Source organism: Sphingomonas sp. M1A8_2b (assembly GCF_053345535.1).
Map to the genome: position 1 here is coordinate 621348 of NZ_JBKFAH010000002.1, position 20198 is coordinate 641545.

General features: G+C 68.3%; 18 protein-coding genes and 1 riboswitch. Of the genes, 6 read left to right on the forward strand and 12 right to left on the reverse strand.

The genetic code is table 11. From position 1 onward, the window contains the following. Positions 1-61 precede the first annotated feature (61 nt). Positions 62-625 (forward strand): histidine phosphatase family protein, encoded by a 564-nt coding sequence (locus ACLBWL_RS11020; RefSeq protein ID WP_447792942.1) that lies wholly within the window; start codon positions 62-64, stop codon positions 623-625. Here ACLBWL_RS11020 and cobF read toward each other — a convergent pair. Genes cobF through cbiE form a run of 5 tightly spaced genes read right to left on the reverse strand, consistent with a single transcriptional unit; the run spans position 611 to position 5031 of the window. Then, on the reverse strand, positions 611-1378 hold the full coding sequence (gene cobF, locus ACLBWL_RS11025) for a precorrin-6A synthase (deacetylating) (RefSeq protein WP_447792943.1): 768 nt from the start codon (positions 1376-1378) through the stop codon (positions 611-613). The two genes, ACLBWL_RS11020 and cobF, sit on opposite strands and share 15 nt — an antisense overlap. Then, positions 1375-2682, reverse strand: coding sequence for a cobyrinate a,c-diamide synthase (locus ACLBWL_RS11030; RefSeq protein WP_447792945.1), 1308 nt, complete (start codon positions 2680-2682; stop codon positions 1375-1377). Before ACLBWL_RS11030 ends, cobF begins: the two co-directional genes overlap by 4 nt. Then, positions 2679-3464, reverse strand: a complete 786-nt coding sequence (cobM, locus tag ACLBWL_RS11035; RefSeq protein WP_447792946.1) for a precorrin-4 C(11)-methyltransferase — start codon at positions 3462-3464, stop codon at positions 2679-2681. Before cobM ends, ACLBWL_RS11030 begins: the two co-directional genes overlap by 4 nt. Further along, positions 3461-3841, reverse strand: a complete 381-nt coding sequence (locus ACLBWL_RS11040) for a cobalamin biosynthesis protein (protein ID WP_447792948.1) — start codon at positions 3839-3841, stop codon at positions 3461-3463. Before ACLBWL_RS11040 ends, cobM begins: the two co-directional genes overlap by 4 nt. Beyond that, positions 3823-5031 carry a precorrin-6y C5,15-methyltransferase (decarboxylating) subunit CbiE gene (gene cbiE, locus ACLBWL_RS11045; RefSeq protein ID WP_447792950.1) on the reverse strand — a complete coding sequence of 403 codons (1209 nt, stop codon included), beginning with the start codon at positions 5029-5031 and terminating at the stop codon, positions 3823-3825. The genes ACLBWL_RS11040 and cbiE overlap by 19 nt, the downstream gene beginning before the upstream one ends. On the opposite strand from cbiE, the gene ACLBWL_RS11050 reads away from it, so the two are divergent. Further along, positions 5030-5779, forward strand: a complete 750-nt coding sequence (locus ACLBWL_RS11050; RefSeq protein WP_447792952.1) for a cobalt-precorrin-6A reductase — start codon at positions 5030-5032, stop codon at positions 5777-5779. The genes cbiE and ACLBWL_RS11050 overlap by 2 nt on opposite strands. Here the strand turns inward: ACLBWL_RS11050 and cobJ are convergent. From cobJ to ACLBWL_RS11085, 7 genes are all read right to left on the reverse strand, one after another. Further along, positions 5755-6516: a precorrin-3B C(17)-methyltransferase gene (gene cobJ / locus ACLBWL_RS11055; RefSeq protein ID WP_447792954.1), complete on the reverse strand. Its 762-nt coding sequence runs from the start codon at positions 6514-6516 to the stop codon at positions 5755-5757. The genes ACLBWL_RS11050 and cobJ overlap by 25 nt on opposite strands. Then, positions 6513-7238 carry a precorrin-2 C(20)-methyltransferase gene (cobI, locus tag ACLBWL_RS11060; RefSeq protein ID WP_447792956.1) on the reverse strand — a complete coding sequence of 242 codons (726 nt, stop codon included), beginning with the start codon at positions 7236-7238 and terminating at the stop codon, positions 6513-6515. Before cobI ends, cobJ begins: the two co-directional genes overlap by 4 nt. After that, on the reverse strand, positions 7235-7864 hold the full coding sequence (locus ACLBWL_RS11065; RefSeq protein WP_447792958.1) for a precorrin-8X methylmutase: 630 nt from the start codon (positions 7862-7864) through the stop codon (positions 7235-7237). The genes cobI and ACLBWL_RS11065 overlap by 4 nt, the downstream gene beginning before the upstream one ends. Then, entirely contained in the window at positions 7864-8952 is a 1089-nt protein-coding gene (locus tag ACLBWL_RS11070; protein WP_447792960.1) for a cobalamin biosynthesis protein CobG, read from the reverse strand. Before ACLBWL_RS11070 ends, ACLBWL_RS11065 begins: the two co-directional genes overlap by 1 nt. Further along, positions 8949-12209: a cobaltochelatase subunit CobN gene (cobN, locus tag ACLBWL_RS11075; RefSeq protein WP_447792962.1), complete on the reverse strand. Its 3261-nt coding sequence runs from the start codon at positions 12207-12209 to the stop codon at positions 8949-8951. Before cobN ends, ACLBWL_RS11070 begins: the two co-directional genes overlap by 4 nt. A 6-nt stretch (positions 12210-12215) precedes the next feature. Then, entirely contained in the window at positions 12216-13253 is a 1038-nt protein-coding gene (gene cobW, locus ACLBWL_RS11080; protein ID WP_447792964.1) for a cobalamin biosynthesis protein CobW, read from the reverse strand. A gap of 164 nt (positions 13254-13417) precedes the next feature. Further along, a riboswitch (cobalamin riboswitch) is annotated at positions 13418-13652 on the reverse strand. Between the two features lie 85 nt (positions 13653-13737). After that, positions 13738-15579 (reverse strand): diguanylate cyclase, encoded by a 1842-nt coding sequence (locus ACLBWL_RS11085; protein ID WP_447792966.1) that lies wholly within the window; start codon positions 15577-15579, stop codon positions 13738-13740. A 157-nt stretch (positions 15580-15736) separates the two neighbouring features. On the opposite strand from ACLBWL_RS11085, the gene ACLBWL_RS11090 reads away from it, so the two are divergent. Genes ACLBWL_RS11090 through ACLBWL_RS11105 form a run of 4 tightly spaced genes read left to right on the forward strand, consistent with a single transcriptional unit; the run spans position 15737 to position 20194 of the window. Next, positions 15737-18016 (forward strand): TonB-dependent siderophore receptor, encoded by a 2280-nt coding sequence (locus ACLBWL_RS11090; RefSeq protein ID WP_447792968.1) that lies wholly within the window; start codon positions 15737-15739, stop codon positions 18014-18016. Next, a complete protein-coding gene (locus tag ACLBWL_RS11095; protein WP_447792970.1) occupies positions 18013-18327 on the forward strand; it encodes a hypothetical protein in 315 nt (104 codons plus the stop codon). The genes ACLBWL_RS11090 and ACLBWL_RS11095 overlap by 4 nt, the downstream gene beginning before the upstream one ends. After that, positions 18324-19916 (forward strand): PepSY-associated TM helix domain-containing protein, encoded by a 1593-nt coding sequence (locus ACLBWL_RS11100; RefSeq protein WP_447792972.1) that lies wholly within the window; start codon positions 18324-18326, stop codon positions 19914-19916. Before ACLBWL_RS11095 ends, ACLBWL_RS11100 begins: the two co-directional genes overlap by 4 nt. Then, positions 19913-20194, forward strand: coding sequence for a DUF3325 domain-containing protein (locus ACLBWL_RS11105; protein WP_447792974.1), 282 nt, complete (start codon positions 19913-19915; stop codon positions 20192-20194). The genes ACLBWL_RS11100 and ACLBWL_RS11105 overlap by 4 nt, the downstream gene beginning before the upstream one ends. Positions 20195-20198 lie beyond the last annotated feature (4 nt).

The window sequence follows — 20198 nt, forward strand, 5'->3', positions numbered from 1 at the left end:
GGCTCCGATCCTCGCGGTGTGGAGCGGTGAGGCAGGGGCGTCAACCGATTTGGAGTGTTCGATGGCTACGCGTCTCGTCCTGATCTGCGCGAGCGCCACGCGATCGATGCGTGCGGGCGGTTTTCCGGACCCGATGGAACCGCTTGACGAAGGGGGGGTGGCGAAGGCCCACGCTGTTGTTCTGGCTGCTGCGAAAGCGGTGCATATCTGGACCAGTCCCGCGACCGCGGCGCGCGATACGGCAAGCGCCCTGGGGCTGGATGCAGCGCCGTGCGATGCGCTTAAGGACGTCGATTATGGCAGCTGGGCGGGACTGTCTTTCGAGGCTGTCCACGCGACCGGGCCGGAGGCTCTGGCGGCCTGGCTGGCGGCGCCGGAGCATGGTGTCCCGGACGGCGAGACGATGGACGCCGTCGCCGCGCGCGTCAAACCTTGGCTCGGTAGCCTGGAGCAGATCGACTCGCCGATCGTGGCCGTGACGCACGCGACCGTGATACGCGCGGCGATCGCCGTGGCGCTGTCGATACCCGTGGCGATGACCCTTCGGATCGATATCGCGCCGCTGTCGAAGACGGTGCTGTCGTTCAACCGCGGATGGCGTCTGCAAGCGCTAGGCGGCGACTGATCGGCGGCGCAGCAAATAGGTGTCCATGATCCAGCCATGCTCGGCGCGCAGTTTGGCGCGATCCGCGACGATCTTCGCCGCGACCTCGGTCAGCGGCCCTGCGACCAGCGCCTCGTTCGACATGCCGAGATAGGCGCCCCACCAGATATCGATGTCCTCACCCGCCAGCGTCTCGAACGCGCATCCGCCGTCGAGCATGACCGCGATCGTCTGGAGCCCGACCGGCCACCCCTCGTCCCGCAGCCGACGGCCGGTGGTGACGAGAACCGGCGCCCCGAGCGTGTTCAGCGGAATCGCGTGCGCCGCGGTCAACGCCTGCAGACTGGTGATCCCCGGCACGACCTGGACCCGCAGCGAAAGGCCGTCGGCGCGCAACCGTTCGGCGATCCGCAAGCTGCTGTCGTAGAGCGACGGATCACCCCAGACGAGCAATGCCAAGCGTCCGCCGTCCGGCAGATGCTCGGCGATCGCCGCCGCCCAGCACGCCGCGATCGCATCGTGCCAGTCGTCGACCGCAAGCAGATACTCCCCGTCCGACCGACGCTCGGGCAGGTCGAATTCCACGACCCGCGTCGTGCCGGTGAGGACGGTGGCGCAGATCGTCCGGCGCAGGTCGATCAGGTCGGATTTCGCATCGCCCTTGCGCGGCAGCAGGATGAGGTCGGCCGCGTTCATCGCGGCCTCCGCCGCGCGCGTGAGATGATCGGGGTTGCCCGTCCCGATGCCGATCAGATGCAGGTCGATCCGGCTCATCGGTCCTGCGCGATCAGGTGGAAGAACGTACCCGACACGTTGCCCCGGTAGGATCCACTTTCTGCGACCTGCGTGCCCTCGGCATCGGTGACGTGCGCGAGCGGCGGATCGGGCTGATCGAGGATCGTCGAATAATGAAATTCGTGACCGCGCAGGTCGGCGCCCGCCGCAGTGCCGGCCATCGGTGCGAGCAGCGTGGCACGGCGATAGCCAAGATGCATGCGACGCTTTTCATAGCTCGTGACCAGACCGAGCAGGCCCGCCATCCGGTGGCGCGTGCCGTCGGCATCGATCAGCGCCTCGCCCAACGTCATGTAGCCGCCGCACTCGCCGTGGATCGGGCGCGTGTCCGCGTGCCGTGCCAGCGCCGCGTGGAACGTGCGCGCCTCGGCGAGGCGGCCGGCGTGCAGTTCGGGATAGCCGCCGGGCAGCCAGACGAGATCGGCGTCCTTGGCGGGGCGTTCGTCGGCCAGCGGCGAGAAGGGGAGGATCTCGGCACCGGCGCTGCGCCATCCGGCCAGCATGTGCGGATAGGCGAAAGTGAACGCGGCATCCTGCGCCAACGCGATCCGCTGCGCCGGCGGCGTGAAGCGGTGCGATTCGGCGCTCCCCCGCTGCGTTGCAGACGCGGCGGCACGGATCGCGGCGAGATCGACATGGTCGCGCAGGAACGCGGCATAGTCGGCGATGCGGGTTTCGAGATCGGCGTGTTCGGATGCCTGCACGAGCCCGAGATGCCGCTCGGGCAGCTTCAGGTCGCCGCGCCGTGGCAGCGCGCCGAAGACGGGCATGCCGACCGCCGCCATGCCGCTGCGGGCCAGGCGTTCGTGGCGCGCGCTGGCGACGCGATTGAGGATGACGCCCGCGATCGCCAGATCGGGATCGTAGCGCGCAAAACCCAGCGCAGTCGCCGCCGCCGACTGTGCCTGTCCCGATACGTCGACGACCAGCACGACCGGCCAGCCCATCCGCCGGGCGATGTCCGCGCTGGCGCCGTTGCCGGTGGCGCCGGGTTTCGCGACGCCGTCGAAAAGTCCCATCGACCCTTCCGCGAGGATGAAGTCCGCGTCGTTCGCCTGTGCGGCCAGGCCATCGAGCATCGTCGCGCGCATTGCCCAGGTATCGAGGTTGAAGGACGCCCGCCCGCTGGCGGCGCGGTGAAAGGCGGGGTCGATATAGTCCGGGCCGCTCTTGAACGGCTGGACCGCGAGCCCGTCGTCGCGCAACGCCCGAAGCAGGCCGAGCATGACGGTGGTCTTGCCGGTGCCCGACGCCGGTGCGGCGATCATCAGGCCGGGCGTCATGCCGCGTCCCCCGCAAACCGCGAAGTGGCATGCTGCGGGCGGAAGCGCCGATCATAGCCTGCCGCGTACAGGCTGCTTTCGCCGAAATCCTCCGACTCGAGGACCCGGCCGACCAGGATCAGCGCGGTGCGATCGGGGCCATTTGCTGCTGCCTCGACGATCGTCGCCAGCGTCGCGCGGGCGATGCACTCGTCGGGCCAGCTTGCCCGCCAGACGATCGCTACCGGGCAATCATCGCCGTACGCCGGGGTTAAAACGTCCACGACGCTGGCGAGGTTGTGGATCGACAGATGGATCGCCAGCGTCGCACCGGTGGCGGCGAACGTCGCAAGGTCCTCCGCGTGCGGCATCGTACTCGCGCGTCCGGGTGTGCGAGTCAGCACGACCGATTGCGTCAGGCCGGGGAGAGTCAATTCTGCTTCCAGCGCCGCTGCCGCGGCTGCGAAGGCCGGCACGCCGGGCGTCACGGTGAATGGAATGCGCAGGACACGGAGCCGACGGAGCTGCTCGCCCATCGCCGACCAGATCGAGAGGTCGCCGGAGTGGAGCCGGGCGATGTCGTGCCCTTCGTCATGCGCCTCGACGATCGTCGCGATGATCTGGTCGAGCGACAGCGGTGCGGTGTTGATGATCCGGGCGCCGGGGGGACAATGCTGGAGCAATGCTGCGGGCACCAGCGATCCGGCGTAGAGGCACACCGGCGACGCCGCGATCAGATCGCGCCCTCGCAGCGTCAGCAGATCGGGCGCGCCTGGGCCGGCGCCGATGAAATGAACGGTCATGTAGGCGATCCTTCGGCGATGGCACAGGTCGCCATCCGGTCGGGGGAGATGTGGCGTTCGGTCAGCAACCGCGCGTCGGGCCCTGCTGCGGCTAGCGCAGACGCCTCCGCCACACTGCCGCTACCGCGCGCTTCGAGGCTGAACGGCGAGCGCGTTGGAGTGGACATGCTGCGCAGCATTGCCGCCGTGACCCGGATCAGCGGTACGCCGAGCGCATCGGCCATAGGCGCCAGCAACGCCGCCTTGTCGTGGGGAGCAGATAGCGCAGTCACGGGGGAATGGCCACGCTGGGCGAGCGCGAGCGCGGCTTTGCAGGCCGAGAGATCGGCCGCGGCACGGAATCCGAACCCTGCAACGATCACAACACGACGCTCCACTGCACGACCGGATACTGCGCGCGCCACCCGCGTCGCGTGCCGAGCGGTGCGGCCTCGGCCAGCTCGATCCGCTGGAGCGTTCCGCCCTTCGCGGCATGCCACTGGGTCAGCAGGATTTCCGATTCCAGCGTGACGGCGTTCGCCACCAGCCGGGTCCCGGCATCGAGCATCGCCCATAAGCGCTCGAGCAACGTCTGCGACAGGCCGCCGCCGACGAACACCGCATCGGGTGAGGGGAGCCCTTCCAGACTATCGGGTGCGCTGCCGTCGATCACGCGCAACCGGTCGACGCCCAGGGCTGCGGCATTGCCACGCGCGCGATCGGCGCGAACCGGGTCCGCCTCGAACGCGATCGCGGCCGTCGAGGCGTGCGACAAGAGCCATTCGATGCCGATCGAGCCAGAGCCCGCGCCGATATCCCACAGGGTTTCGCCCGGCCGCGGTGCCAGCGCAGAGAGGGTCAGCGCCCGCACTGCCCGCTTGGTGATCTGTCCGTCATGGTCGAACCAGTGATCCGGGCGACCGGCTGCACCGGGTAACACCGCACCGTCGCCCGCCATCGTTATACCGACCGCGACCGGATGGGCGATGTCGGCGAAGTCGAGCGAAGCGGCGGTGGTTCGGCGGACGCGTTCCGATGGGCCGCCGAGCGCTTCGAGGACCCACAGCATGCTGTCGCCAAAACCCAGGCTTTGGAGATAGCGGGCGAGGAGCCCCACCGCCGTGCCGTCGCGCACCAGGACGATCGCCTGTCGTCCCGGCGCGAGGATTGGACGCAGGCGGGTGAGCGGCGCGGCATGCAGCCCGAGGCAGGCGGTGTCGTCGATCGACCAGCCTAGCCGGGCTGCGGCGAGGCCAAAGGTGGACACGGCGGTATGCGCCACCCATTCGTCGCGGTCGAGATGACGCGCGATGCTCGTCCCCGCGCCGAACCAGAAGGGATCGCCCGATACCAGCATCACGACCCGCCGCCCGCGCTGGTCGAGCAATCGCGCGATGCCATCCTCGAACGGGATCGGCCAAGGCGAGACATCGCAGCGAAGATCGGGTAGCAGCGCGAGATGTCGGGTCGCGCCGGTCACCAAGTGGGCGCGGTCGATCGCGTCATGGCTTGCGGGCGACAGCCCCGCCGGTCCATCCTCGGTGATCCCGACGATCGTCAGCCACGGATTGCCAACCGCCTCAACCATGTCGTCCATCCTCATCCTCGGCGGCACGACCGAAGCCAGCGCACTCGCCGCCGCGCTCGCGGACCGCGGCATGGCGGCCGTGCTCAGCTATGCCGGTCGCGTGGCGAACCCCAAGCCACAGCCGGTGCCCATGCGGATCGGCGGGTTCGGCGGCGTCGACGGGCTCGCGACCCATCTGCTTCAAAACGGCATCACCCATCTGGTCGACGCAACGCATCCGTTCGCCGCGCAGATGAGCCGCCAGGCCGTCGCCGCGGCGGCGCAGGCCGGCGTCGCACACATCGCGCTCACCCGGCCGGCATGGACGATCGAGGAGGGCGATGCGTGGCACCGCGTCGCCGATATAGACGCAGCGGTCGCGGCCTTGGCGGGACCTCCACGGCGCGTGATGCTGGCGCTCGGGCGGATGCATGTCGAGGCGTTCGCCGCGCAGCCGCAGCATCGCTATCTGCTGCGCTTCGTCGATACCCCCGATGGTCCGATCCCGCTGCCCGATCATCACCTCGTGATCGACCGCGGGCCGTTTACGCTCGAGTGCGACCTTGCATTGATGCGCGAGCACGCCATCGATCTCGTCGTGAGCAAGAATGCTGGAGGCTCGGGTGCCAAGGCCAAGCTGATCGCGGCGCGGCAGTTGGGTCTGCCGGTGCTGATGATCGACCGTCCGGTCCTTCCCACGCGCGCCGAAGTCCACGACGTCGCCGGGGTATTGCGCTGGTTGGATCACGAGGCCGATCTCGGCGTGTAGAGAAGCGGCGTGCCGGCGCGCGCGATCATCCGCGTCGTGCTGGATCCGATGATGACGACCGTCCGCATGTCCGCCATCTCGGGCCGCGCAGCGGGCAGGGGGACGATCCGCAGATCTTCGTCGGGCGTCGATACGGCGCGCGCAAACAGCACCGGGCGCGCGTCGGCGCAGGTCTCGCGCAGGATGGCCAATGCGGCGCCAAATCCGTCGGGGCGCGCCTTCGAGCGAGGATTGTAGAAGGCGATCGCGAAGTCCGCCTCCGCCGCCAAGCGAACCCGGCGCTCGATCACCGCCTGGGGCTTGAGATTATCGGACAAGTTGATCGCACAGAAGTCATGCCCGAGCGGCGCCCCGACGCGCGCACTCGCGGCAAGCATCGCGGTGATACCGGGCAGCACGCGGATATCGAGCGCGCGCCACGCGGGGTCGCCGTGCTCGACCGCTTCGAACACCGCGGCGGCCATGGCGAAGACGCCCGGATCGCCCGACGATACCACCACCACCCGATGCCCGGCGATCGCGAGCGAAAGCGCGTGCGCGGCGCGATCCAGCTCCACGCGGTTGTCCGACGGATGCAGCCTCAGGCCTTCGCGTGGGGCGATCCGCGCGACGTACGGGATGTAGCCGATCACGTCGGTCGCTTCGGCCAGTGCGGTGGTGACTTCGGGTGTCACCAGCGCGGCATCGCCGGGGCCCAGTCCGGCGATCGCGATCCAGCCGCCCGCCGAACTGCTCAAGGCCTGCGCCCCTGGCCATGGATCAACGCGATCGCGAAATACGGCGCGATGTCGGTCGCGTCGACCAGTCGCGTGACGCGCTGGTTGGGCATCGCGGCATATTCGACCAGCCACGCGGAGTCTTCGCGGCCCGCGGCCGTGACCGCGCGGCGCAGCTTGCCGAGGTGCCGCCCGATCTTCATCACCACTAGCGCATCGGTGTCGCGAATTCGCCGGGCTAGATCGTCCTCCGGCAGGGTCGCGGTCAGTACCGTCAGCACGTCGTCACCCCAGGTGATCGGCACGCCGGTCGCGGTCCAGGCGCCCGACATGCCGGTGATCCCGGGCACGACGCGGACTGGCGCGATGTCCGAGAGGCGCGAATGCAGGTGCATGAACGAGCCGTAGAAAAACGGGTCGCCTTCGCACAGCACGACCACCTCCTCGCCGGCGCGTGCGAGAGCGGCGAGATGTCGGGTACAGTCGGTGTAGAAGGCCGACAGGCAGTCCTTGTAGCGTGGATCGGCGGTCGGGATTTCGGTCGTGACGGGATATTCCATCGGATATTCGATCGCGTCGGCGCGCAGCATGCCATCGACGATGCGCCGCGCCTGACCGGGTTTGCCGGCCTTGCGGAAGAACGCGATATGCCTGGCGCCACGCACCAGCCGGTCGGCGCGGACGCTCATCAGGTCCTGCGCGCCCGGGCCCAGACCGACGCCGTGGATCGTCCCGATCGTCATTCGGCATAGCTCGCGAGCGCGTTGATCGCCGCGACCGTGATCGCGCTCCCGCCCATCCGCCCCTCGACGACGACGCACGGCACCGGCTGTTCGGCCCAAAGCGCCGCCTTCGATTCGACCGCGCCGACGAAGCCGACCGGGCAGCCGATGATCGCGGCAGGTCGCGGACAGTGCGGATCTTCGAGCATATTGAGCAGGTGGAACAAGGCGGTCGGCGCGTTGCCGATCGCGACCAGTGCGCCAGCCAGATGCGGACGCCACAGTTCGAGCGCCGCAGCCGACCGGGTATTGCCCATCTCGCGCGCGAGATCGAGCGTTTCGGCAGCGTGCAGGGTGCAGATCACCGGGTTGTCGGCGGGCAGGCGCGCACGCGTGACTCCTTCGGTGACCATGCGCGCGTCGCACAGGATCGGCGCGCCGCGGAGCAGTGCGGCCCGGGCTTGCGCGGCGAAGCCCGGCGAGAAACGGATATGCTGGGCAAGCCCGACCAGACCCGACGCATGGATCATGCGGACCGCGACGGGTTCTTCCTCGGTTGAGAACCGCGTCAGGTCCGCCTCGGCGCGGATCGTCGCGAAGGATCGACGATAGATCGCGGCGCCGTCGGTCTCGTAACTATGGGGCATCAGGCGGCTCCGAAATGGGCGAGGACGGCAGGGGCGTCGAGACCTGCGAGGACAGGGGACTCGCCGGCGCGTGCAACGAAGCCGAGATCGAACCGGCCGTCCCTTCCGGTTAGGACGACATCGGCGGGCACGGACCGCGCGCATCCCTTGGCACAGCCGGAGACGTGGAGCCGGCCGGCGATATGCGGCGCGAGACGGACGGCGAGGTCGCGCGTTGCCACGCTCGCCTGCGGGCAGGCCGGAGCGCCAACGCAGGCGTCGACGTTGAGGAGTGTCGGGTCGCCTTCACCGAACACCATGCCCGGTGCCCCGCCCTCAATGAGGATGGTACGCCATGGCGTCACGCGGATCGCGGTGGCGCCGCTCTGGTGAATGAACCGGTTCAGCGCGGCCGCGTCGATCCGCCCGAACGGGAGGCCGTGCGCGGTGCCGACGGGATGAGCGGGCCTTTCGGACGCTGTCCTGGGGCGCACATTTGCAGTCATGGGCAGAACGGCATCGTGTCGAGCCATTCGCCCTGAGGATACCCCCCCGGTGTCGACGAACCGGTGCGCCAACGCGATCAGCGCGTCGACCTCGCCGCCCTGGTCTACGCGCCACCCTGCTTCGCGACCATCGGCGCGGAGAATCAGGTCACCGTCGATACCGCGTTCTATCCGGAAGTCGGCAGCGTCGGCGTGCAATACGCACATATCACCGGCATCGATTGCGAAGCCGACCTTGCCGGGCAGATCCGGCAGTTCGGCCAGCCGCTGCATCAGTTCGGTTGCGATCCGGTGCGTGTCGTCGCCGTCGCGCCAGTCGGGCGCGACGAGGATCACGCAGCGGCTTTCGATCGCAGGATCGGGATCGACGAGGCCGAGCACGCAAAGCCGTTCGACCAGCGCCTGCCAGTCGACCACACCGCGGATCTGGAGGTTCGCGCGATTGGTGGCGTCGATCTGGCCTTTGCCATAGGACAGCGCCGCGTCGCACAGGCCGAGCACCTGCTCGTGCGTCAATCGCCCGAGCCGTGGGCGGACGCGTATCAGCAATCCGTCGCCCGCCGCCATCGGTCGCCACGCGGTCGGGCACCAACCGCGGATCACGCGCCCGCCTCGAGCTGCGCGAGGATCGAGTTGCGACGCGTCGGCCACAGTCCGGAGGCGTGGAGCGCGGCGAAGCGCGCTTCGAGGGCCGCCAACGCCTGCGGGTTGGCCTGCGCCATGAAGGTGCGGACGTCGTCGCGGGCCAGCGTCGCGTCGTAATAGAGATCGATGGACTGCGCCGAGACGGCATCCGCGAGATGCGCGAAGGCGCCGAGGTGGTCGAGCGTCGCAGCAAGTTCTGCGGCACCGCGGAAGCCGTGCCGCATCATCCCCGCGACCCTGTCCGGATGCGCCGCGCGCGCGTGCACGACGCGGGCGATTTCCTCCCGCAACGACCGTGCGCGCGGTCGTTCGGGATCGGTTGCGTCGAGATGATAGAGCGCGGCGACCCCGCCCGAGAGTGCCTTTGCCGCAGCAAAGCCGGCTTCGTGGCACGCATAATCGGCGGCCAACAGCAGATCGGTTTCGGGAAGGTCCTGAATATGAACAAAGCTGTCGGCGGCGGCGACGCGGCGGCGGATCCCTGCGGAGTCGACGCGGTCGCCGTCGTCGAGCGCATAGGTCGACGCCGCAAGCCATGCCTCGCCAGCGGCAACGCGCGCTTCGGGCGTGTAGGTTTCCGCCGCATCGTCCATGCCGATGCCGTAGCGTCCGGGGGCAGGACCGTAGACCCTCGGGCTCGGAGCCGTTGTGACGAAGGGGTTCAGGTCTGACGGTTCGTCGCGGCCGGCGATCGCACGGACGGCCTGACCGAACATCGTGCACAGGCTGGGGAAGGCGTCGCGGAACAACCCCGAGACGCGCAACGTCACGTCGATCCGCGGACGGTCGAGGCGCATCAGCGGCAGGATTTCGACGCCGGTGACGCGCTGCGACGCCAGGTCCCACACCGGTTCGGCGCCGAGCAGGTGGAGCGCCATCGCGAACTCCTCGCCCGCGGTGCGCATCGTCGCCGAGCCCCACAGATCCACGACTAGCCCCTTTGGATAATCGCCCTGATCCTGGAGATGGCGGCGGATCAGTTCCTCGGCGAGCAGCACGCCTTGCGTATGTGCGGACCGTGACGGCACCGCGCGCGGATCGGTGGTGTAGAGATTGCGACCGGTCGGCAGGACGTCGGATCGGCCGCGCCAAGGCGACCCCGAGGGGCCGGACGGTACGCGCCGTCCATCGAGCGCGGCCAGCAAGCCGTCGCGTTCGGCCTCGCCGTACCGTCCGCGCCCGAAGACGTGGAGGCCGTCGCCGAACCGGCTGTCCTTGACGTCGCAGACGAACGTGTCGATCCGCGTGACGACGTCCGACGCGGAGGCGGCCTGGGTGAGCCCTAACGTGTCCTCGAGACCGAGCGCGTTCGCCTCGTCGCGGATGTCGGCCTGTAAGCGCGTCCGCCGCGCGGGATCGAGCCCGTCCGCGTTGGAGAACTCGTCGAGCAGGGCCTCGAGCCGATCCAGTCCGATGCCGCCTTTCGTGGGTGTCATCGGTGGCGGGACGTGGCCGAGCGTGACCGCCCCGATCCGCCGTTTCGCCTGTGCCGCCTCGCCGGGGTCGTTGACGATGAACGGATAAATCACCGGCATCGGGCCGGTCAGCGCCTCGGGCCAGCAGGCATTCGAAAGCGCCACTGCTTTGCCGGGCAGCCATTCGAGCGTGCCATGCGCGCCGACATGGATAAGAGCGTCGGTGCCGCGCGATCGCAACCACAGATAGAACGCCACATAGCCATGACGCGGACAGCGCGAGAGGTCGTGATATTCCTCGGTCCGGACGGCGGATCGCCCCCGTTCGGGTTGGAGCGCCACCAATGCGGTTCCGACGGACAGCGCCGCGAAATGGAAAGCACCGGTCTGGACGGCGGGGTCGTCTTCCGGTTCGCCCCAAACTGCGAATAGCTCGGTGCGCAGCGAGGCGGGCAGGGTCGCCAGCGCAACACGATAAGCTTCGAGCGGCCAATTGATCTGCTGCGATCCGAGTGCGGTTGCGAGGTCGGTCGTCGAGCCGATCGCGTACCCGGCGTGCTTCAAATCCTCGAGGATCGCGTCGACCGAAGCGATCGCGTCGAGGCCGACCGCATGCGCCATCTGGTGCGCCTTGCCGGGGTAGGTAGACAAGATGATCGCGAGCTGGCGCTGCGGGGCGGGCTTGGCCGCGAGCGCGATCCAGCCGTCGATCCGCGCCACGATCGCGCCGATGCGGTCGGGATCGGCGCGGTGTTCGCGGCGGGCATATTGCAGGTCGGGATCGTGCGGCGCGGCTTCCTTGAAGCTCGCGACCCCCGCGAAGATCCGCCCGTCCACTTCGGGCAGGACCACGTGCATCGCCAGGTCGGCGGGCGACAGGCCACGCGGCGCATCGAGCCACGCCGCACGGCCGGACGTCGCCAGCGCCACCTGGAAGACCGGGACGTCCGCACCGTCGAGCGGCGTCGTGTCGTCGCCGCCTCGGCCCGAAAACGCGGTCGCGTTGACGATCGCGACCGGCGCCAGCGCGATCACCCAGCGGCGCAACCAGCCGCTCGCCTCGGCGTCCTTTAGCGACGGCACGAACACCCCCAGGACGTCGTACCCGCGCAGGGTGAAGGCGGCATGCAACGCGGCGATCGGATCGAGGTCCGCTGCCGCCAGATAGGATCGATAGAAGATCACCAAGATGCGCGGCCGTGACGTGGCGAGCACGAAAGCTGCCGGACAGGCGGTACGGGTATCCGGCTGCCATGCGCCGACCGCGGCGAGTTCGCCCGACGATTGCTGCGGTTGGGCGTTCAGCCCCGAGGTCAACGCGAACTGCGCCAGGGCCTCGCGAGCCGCGTCGGCACCACCGACGTCGCACAGCGTCGACAGCCGGCGCAACACCGCCTTCGGAACGGTGGACGCAGCGTCCAGTCGCCGGTCGTAGCGGCCGTCGGCGGGCAGGACCGCCAGCGCGATCCCCCGTCGTCGGGCCAGCGCTTCGACCTGTTGGAGACCGTAGGACCAATAGGCCGTGCCGCCGATCAGCCGGATCAGTATCGCCTTCGCGCCCGCCAATGTGCGCTCGAGATAGGTGTCGACCGATAGCGGATGCGTGAGGTCGGCGAGGTTCGCGAGCCGCAGGGACGGCATCGCATCACCCGCCGCTACCGCCGTCCGCCAGCCGGCGCTGAACGCCGCGAGATCGCTGTCGGAAAACGAGAGCACGACCAGGTCGGCGGCGCTCTGCCCCAGATCCTGGGGCACAGCGCTTTCGTCCAGTCCGTGGCTCTCGCGAAATACGACGTGCATGGCTGATTAGGCGTCCAGCGCGGCCCTGATTGCCTTAGGATCGAGCCGGCCCTGCTCGGCGATGACGACCAACCGCGTCCGGCGCGCCTCGTCGGTGCGCCACGGCCGATCGTAATGCGCACGGACGCGGGCGCCGACCGCCTGCACGAGCAACCGCATCGGTTTGCCGGCGACCGCGGCATAGCCCTTCACGCGGAGGATCTCGCCGCCCGCCGCCAGCGTCTCGATCCGCGTCGTCAGCGCCGTCGCGTCGTCGACACTATCCCATTCGACGACGATGCTGTCGAAATCGTCGTGTTCGTGATCGTCCTCGCCGTCGTGATGCGAGGGACGGCTGGCGATGTCGTCTTCGGCCGCCGCCCCGAGCCCGAGCACGATGCGGGGATCGACGATGCCGTCGACCAGTTCGACGATCGGCAGAGGCCGTACGGTCTCGGCGGCGATCACCGCGCGGGCCGCGGCGATGCCGTCCGCGCCGGCGAGGTCGCATTTGGTCAGCAGGATCAGATCGGCACAGGCGAGCTGGTCCTCGAACACCTCGGATAAGGGGGTTTCATGATCGATGCTCGGATCGGCGGCGCGCTGCGCGTCGATCGCGGCGAGATCGGGCGCGAACCGGCCTGCGGCGACGGCTTCGGCATCCGCGAGCGCGATGACCCCGTCGACGGTGATCCGCGACCGGATCGCAGGCCAGTCGAACGCTTTCAGCAGCGGCTTGGGCAGCGCGAGCCCCGACGTCTCGATCAGGATGTGGTCGGGTCGCGGATCGAGCGCGAGCAGCGTCTCGACGGTCGGGATGAAATCGTCCGCGACGGTGCAACAGATGCAGCCATTGGCGAGCTCGACGACGTTCTCCGCCGGACAATCGGGGATCGCGCAGCCCTTGAGGATGTCGCCGTCGACGCCCAGCGTGCCGAATTCGTTGACGATCACCGCCAGGCGACGTCCGCCGGCGTTGCGGATCAGATGGCTGATCAGCGTGGTCTTGCCGGCGCCGAGAAAGCCGGTGACGATGGTAACGGGGATCTTCGATAGATCGGGCATATCAGTCTCCTCGCGCCGTGCGACGACGGGCGGGAGCTGCATGATCACCGGCGCGCGACGATGGACGGGCGCGAATACCCATACCACGCACCGATGCAGCCCCAGCCGCATAGGTTCGTCGCTCAGACGGAGAACCGTGCCGCGGCCATCCCCTGGACCAAGGCAAGAGCGACCCATCGCCGGCAGGTCTCCTGGCTCACGGGTCGTCGCTCGAATACGCGGCCTTCCCAGCGTGCGCGACAGGCGCAGCGTCCAGTGGCTGTATCCCGCTTGGCGCAGGATACGTGGCATTCTCGCTCACCGCTTACAGTTGCAGGGACAGCCGCGGATTTGGGGACGAACCCCGCACCGCATTCCCATTCAAGCCTCTCGCGAGGCACCGGCGCGATCAACGAGGTCCGGCTCAGCCGGTCCTCGCCAGTCGCTTAGCGCAAGCCCGCAGGATTGCCAATTCGGGATCGCAGCCAAACTTCGTCCGTGCGCTTCAGGACGGTGCAGCGCACCGCATCCCCGCGATCGGATCGGCGCGATCTTTTCGCGCGATCGCGGACAGGACGCGGTCGCGGCCGGCCTGTTTGGCCCGCAGCAGCGCGGCGTCGGCGGACTGGACTATCGACGACCAGTCGGTGTGCAGCGGTGCGCAGGCCAGCCCGATCGACGTTGTGATGGGGCCCAGATCCTGGCCGTCGTAGCGCACGCGCAATGCGCCGATCCGCCGCCTGACCTCTTCCGCCCGCTCCGCTGCAGCCTCCGGATCCGTGTCGGGCAGGAGCATCAGAAACTCCTCGCCGCCAAACCGGAAGACAAGATCGGTGCCGCGCACGGCGTCCTTGAGCAGCGCGCCGACCGCGCGTAGCACCGCATCGCCGGCATCGTGGCCGTGCTCGTCGTTGAAGCGCTTGAAATGGTCGATGTCGATCATCGCGCAGCATAGTGGCGCGCCGGTCCGCTCGGCCTTGGCGATCGCGCGCGCGAGGACCTCGTCGAGGTGTCGCCGGTTGGACAGCTTCGTCAGCGGGTCGGCCATCGCCAGCGACCGAAGCGCGTCGCGCAGGCGCAGGTTGTCCAGCGCAAGTCCGATATTTTCGGCGAGCATCTGGAGATAGACATCGCTCAGCCCGTCCTCCGCGAAGCCTGTGCGGCGTTCGAAGTAGAGTAGCCCCAGCATGCCGTGCTGCCCGCTGAGGGGAAGGCACAGGCTTTGCGGTACGTCGTGGCCGCCCCGACGCCCATCGAGGTGATCGCACGGGACGTCGAACACCGCACCCGACGGTCTATGGGGTGCGCCGCGGCGGATACCCCAGCACGCCAGTGGCGAAAATTCGGCGGATGAATGGACCGGGTCGAGCCACGAACAGGCTTCGACCAGCACATTGCTGACCGGGTCGAGGAGATACAGCCGCCCGGCGAGTTGCGGCGCCAGTTCGGGGACAAAACGGCCGACGACATTCTGAAGCTCCAGGATCGAGTCGCAGCCCTGCATGCGCTGCGTCATCCGCGACAGCAGGTCCCGCACGCCGCGGTCGGCATCGCGCTCCTGTTCGAGACGCTGCCGCTCGATGCCGTTCTCGCGGAATACGCGCAGCGCCTGCGCCATGTCGCCAATCTCGTCGACCTGTTCGTACGGTGGAGGCTCTGCGGCGTAATCCTGCGCGGCGAGCCGGCCAATCACATCGCTCAGCTTGACGACCGGGTGCAGCACCCGCCGGCGAAACACGAAATACAGGACGAACAGGAAGATCAGCCCGGTAACCACCAGCATCGCCTCCGATGCGGTCCGCCAGCTTCGGGCGGTGCGCTCCGCCGATCGCAGCTCGTCCCCGGTGCGCTGATCGAGGCGATACTGGAAACGCTCGACCGCAGCGCGCGACCGGTCGAGTTCGCGTTCGTATTCGGGCGCGAACAGGATCTGGACGGCGGTGTTGCGATCGTTGCCGCGTCGCGCCCGGATCGCCTGCGCCTGTTGCGCCTGCAGCGCATCGGCCCACCCAAGCGCTTCGTGCAGGCTGCGGAGCTCGTCGGTGGTGGCGCCGGCATCGCGAATATGCCGCGTCCTCGCCTCGACCGATGCCAACTCGGCGTGCGCGCGTCGATAGGCGAGCAGGTCGGCGGGATCGCCGTTGATCACGAACTGTCGGGCCAGCTCGCTTAGCGCCAGCGCATCGTCCTCGATCGTCGCAGTCGCGTGATCGAGTGCATACCGTTGATCCACCGCGGCGCGCTCGCGCTGTTGGGCCGACGATGCGAGCAGCATCGTCGTACCCGAAGCAAGCGTCAGCGCGACGGTAATTCCATACGCCCAGTTCGTTATCGCGACCAACCGCATTCCCCGAGTTTACGGGCGCATGCCTAGCGGTTCGTTAACACGCCGCCGCTATCGCAACCGATCCGGTTCGATACGCACGAACATGACGAAAAGTTTAGATTGATAGTGACTCGCAAAAGCGTTTGAACTAGGGGCCCCGATATCGAAGGGGTCCGATATGAGTTTGACGAGTATTCTGCTAGCCGGCGCGGTAATGTTTGGGGGGCCTGCGACGGCCGATGTCCCGGTCCGATCGGGCGAGGCGAACGATCCGAACAGCGATCAGCGATCGGACGAAATTCTCGTGGTCGGCAAAAGCTATGGCCGGGAAGTCGGCAAGACCGTCACCCCGCTCAAGGATACGCCGAATACCATCACGGTCATCGAGCGCGACCAGATCGAGGCGCAGAACCTGTTCACGCTCGAAGACGCGCTGACCGCGACAAACGGGATCACCGTCAACGGCGTCGGCAGCGAGGACCCGTCGTTCCTGTCGCGCGGCTTCGTCATCAACAACTATCTGATCGACGGCGTGCCGACGTTTTCGCTGAACTTTCCCGCGGTCGTCCCCGACCTGTTCTTCTACGACCGGCTCGAGGTGCTCCGCGGCCCCGCCGGGCTGTTCAGCGGATCGGGCAACCCCGCCGGCAGCATCAACCTGGTGCGCAAACGTCCGCTCGATGCGCTGCGGGTGCAGGCGAGCGCAGGCTATGGCAGTTACGACAACGCCCGTTTCGAACTCGACGTCTCGACGCCGGTCGGTTCGAAGGCCGGCATTCGCGTCGGCGCGATGCTGCAGGATCAGGACCAGTTCTTCGACACCGCGCACCGCAACCGGCTTGGCGCATTCGCGGTCGGATCGATCGAGATCGGCGAGCGCACGACGCTGACGGTCGGCGGGAACTACGATCGGTTCCGCCCGGCGGTCCAGTCGGGTTTGCCCGGTATCGCGGGCGGCGCCGACGGTAGCGACGGAGCCTTGCTCGACATCGACCGGTCGACCTATCTCGGTGCGGACTGGAACCGGTTCGAGAGCAAGAGCTGGACCGGGTTCGCCGAACTCACGCACAAGGTCAGCGACCGCTGGACACTGCGCGCGACCGGACTGTTCACCGATGTCGATCGCGTCGACATCTACAGCTATATCGGCAACCAGCCGGTCACCGCGACCAACGGCAGCACCAACCACATCGCCTATCGCGGCGACAGCAAGCAGCGGACTCGGTCGTTCGACTTCAACGGGATCGGCAGCTTCCCGCTGTTCGGGCGCGACCAGACGCTGATCCTCGGTGGCGATTATCAGTCGAGTTCGGGAACGTCGTTCGCGACGCGGCTGTCGAACTATGCGCGGATCGACGTCTACAACCCGGTATCCCCCCTCGAACCGCCGCTCGATCCCTACGGTCCGCTGCCCTATTATCCGGTGCAGGGTACGGGGGCGACCTGTCCGAGCAGCGGGACTGCGATCACGCCCGCGCCGGCCAATTGCGTGCTCCAGGTCTATGGCGGTTCGGCGACCGACGTCGAACAATATGGCCTGTACGGGCAGATGCGGTTGAGCCCGGTCGCGGGACTGACGCTGATCGGGGGCGGACGTCTGACATGGTGGGATACCACCTTGACGACGCTCCTCACGCCCACCGGTGCGTTGCCCGCGGCCTCGCGCTACGGTTTCGACAATCGGTTCAAGCCTTATGCCGGTATCGTCTGGGACCTGACGCCCGCGCTCAACATATACGGGAGCTACGCCGACAGCTTCACGCCGCAGGCCGCGCCGGTCGGTCGGTCGCGACCCGATGGGCGACAGATCGAACCGCTGACCGGCAAGCAGTTCGAGGCCGGGACAAAGCTGTCGCTGATGCACGACCGGCTGTTGCTGTCGGCAGCGGCGTATCAGATCACGCAGTCGAACCGGCTGTACAACGATCCCGACCTGCCGACGAGCGTGCTCCAGATCGGCAAGGTGCGTGCGCGGGGGATCGAGACCGAGGTCAGCGGCGAGATCGTGCCGGGCTGGCGGATCAACGGCGGCTACAGCTACACGCGGACCAAGTATCTCGAGGATGCCAACCCGCTGTTCGAGGGGATCAGCCTCGTGCCGATCGTTCCGAAGCACATGGCGAAGATGTTCACCAACTATGTGCCCGTCGCCGGACCGCTTGCCGGCCTGAGCCTTGGCGGTAGCCTGACCTGGTTCGGCAGCACGTTCGGCGGCACGGCGGCGGTGTTCAATACCGACGGGACCGTCCGCACCCGGTCGAGCATCGTCCGCCAGGGGAGCTATGCGGTGCTCGATCTGCGCGCGGGCTATGCGCTGACCCCGCGGCTCGGCGTGTCGGTGAACGTCAACAACGTCCTCGACCGGGATTACTACGCGCGGATCAGTTCGACCGGGCGCGGCAATTATTATGGCAGTCCGCGCACCGCGTTCGCGACGCTGCGGTACACCTTCCAGTGACCGCAGGCGACCTGCACGCGCGCGCTCGCTGGGCTCGACGCGGCGATATCGGCCTGCGGGTCGTCGCCGCGGTGCCGCTCGGCTATGCGACCGCGAGCCTGTGGGCGATGGCGCTCGCGCGCATCCTGCCGGGTGAGCGGACCGAGGCGACCGTCACCGCGACGCTGATCGCGCTCGCGCTGTGCGCGGTCGCGGCGATGTGGGCCTTTGCGGCACGAAGCGGCTGGCGCGCGCTGTGGACGCTGGGGGTCGCTGCCGGGATCGCGGCGGCGATCGCGTGGGTCTCGATCGATGCGACGGGCCGGCTGTGAGCAAGGGTTTCCGGCAATCGCAGGCGTTCCTGCACACCTGGTCGGGGATGCTGCTGGGGTGGATCCTGTTCCTTGTGTTCGTCGCCGGCTCGCTCGCGTTCTGGCGCGAGGGGCTCAACCGGTGGACGCGCCCCGAACTCGCGCGGATCGAACAGCCGATGCGCGTGCTGGCGGGCTCGCAGGCGTTCCTCGCGAAGACCGCGCCGGATGCCAAGAGCTGGTTCATCCCGATCGTGACCGACCGGATGCCCGGGGCGCAACTCTTCTGGGTGCCGCAGCCCAAGCCCGGCGAGCCAGCGGGACGGCGCCGCGGTCGCGGCCGGCGCGATACCCAGGCGCTGATCGGCGCCGACGGGCAGATCGCGCACGCCCGTGACACCCGCGGCGGCGAGTTCTTCTACCGCTTCCATTTCGACCTCCATTACATGCCGGTGATCTGGGCGCGGTGGATCGTCGGGTTCGCAACGATGATGATGCTCGTCGCGATCCTGAGCGGGATCGTCACGCATAAGAAGATCTTCAAGGACTTCTTCACGCTCCGTCGCGCGAAGGGCCAGCGATCATGGCTCGACGGGCATAATGCGACCGCGGTGCTGGCGCTGCCGTTCCACCTGATGATCACCTATACCGGGCTCGTCACGCTGATGGCGCTGCTGATGCCCTGGGCGGTCGTCGCCAATTATACCGACGAACGCGTGGTCGCGGCGGCATTGTTCCCGAGCGCGGCGTCGGTCGAGCGTACCGGCCGGCCTGCGCCGCTGATCGACCTGCGAGGGGTTGCCGCCGATGCCGAACGCCGCCTTGGCGCGCCGGCCAGTTTCATCGAGGTCAGCGATCCGGGCGATGCGGCGGCGCGCGTGACGGTGAGCCAGAGTTTCGGTTCGATGCTGTCGTCGCGGACGCCACGCCTCGCCTATGACGGCGTGTCGGGTCGGCTGGTCTGGCGGTCGCCGATGCCCGGTGCGGCGGCCGAGACGGCCGGGGTGATGATCGGGCTGCATGCCGGACGGTTCGCCGGTTATGGCGGGCGGTGGCTGTATTTCCTGTGCGGGGTCGCAGGCACGCTGATGGTGGCGAGCGGTCTCGTCCTGTGGACCGTGAAGCGGCGCGAGCGACTGCCCGATCCGGACAGACCGCATTTCGGCTTCCGGTTGGTCGAGCGTCTCAATGTCGCGGTGATCGGCGGCTTTCCGCTCGGCGTCGCGGCGTTCTTCTGGGCCAACCGCGTGATGCCGGTCGATCTCGGTGGCCGCGCCGAGTGGGAGGTGAATACACTCTTCATAGTCTGGGCGATGTCGGCGGTCCTGGCGTTCGTCGCGAAACCCCGCCTTGTCTGGTCGCTGCTGTTCGCCGCGACGGGCGTGATGCTGATCGTGCTCCCGTTCTACGACATCGTCGCCACCGATCGCGGCATCCTCGACATGCTGGCGCGCGGCGACCTCGTCATCGCCGGGATCGACGCGACGATGGGCATATTCGGGATATCGTTCCTCGCAGTCGCGCACCGCGTCGCGCGGCATCGCCCGAGTGTAAAGCGCGTCCGCAAACCCCGTAGCGCCGAGGCGCGCGTGCTGGAGCCTGCCGAATGACCGTCCTCCCGTTGATCCTGTCGATCGCCGCGTTCCTGTCGCTCGGCTTGTCGACCGATGCGCATCATCGCCGTCGTTTCGGGGCGTGTCCGTCGGGGGGGCGGCGCAGGGCGCTGCGATCGACGGGATGGACTGGCCTCGGCGCGGCGTTCGTACCAGCGATACTGGCGCGCGGATGGGTGTTTGGCCCAATCCTGTGGGTCGCGGCGATCATGGCGGGTGCCGCCATCGCCTTCCTGGCCCTCAACCTCGTCCCCGATCCACGGAGCCGAGCCTGAGCGT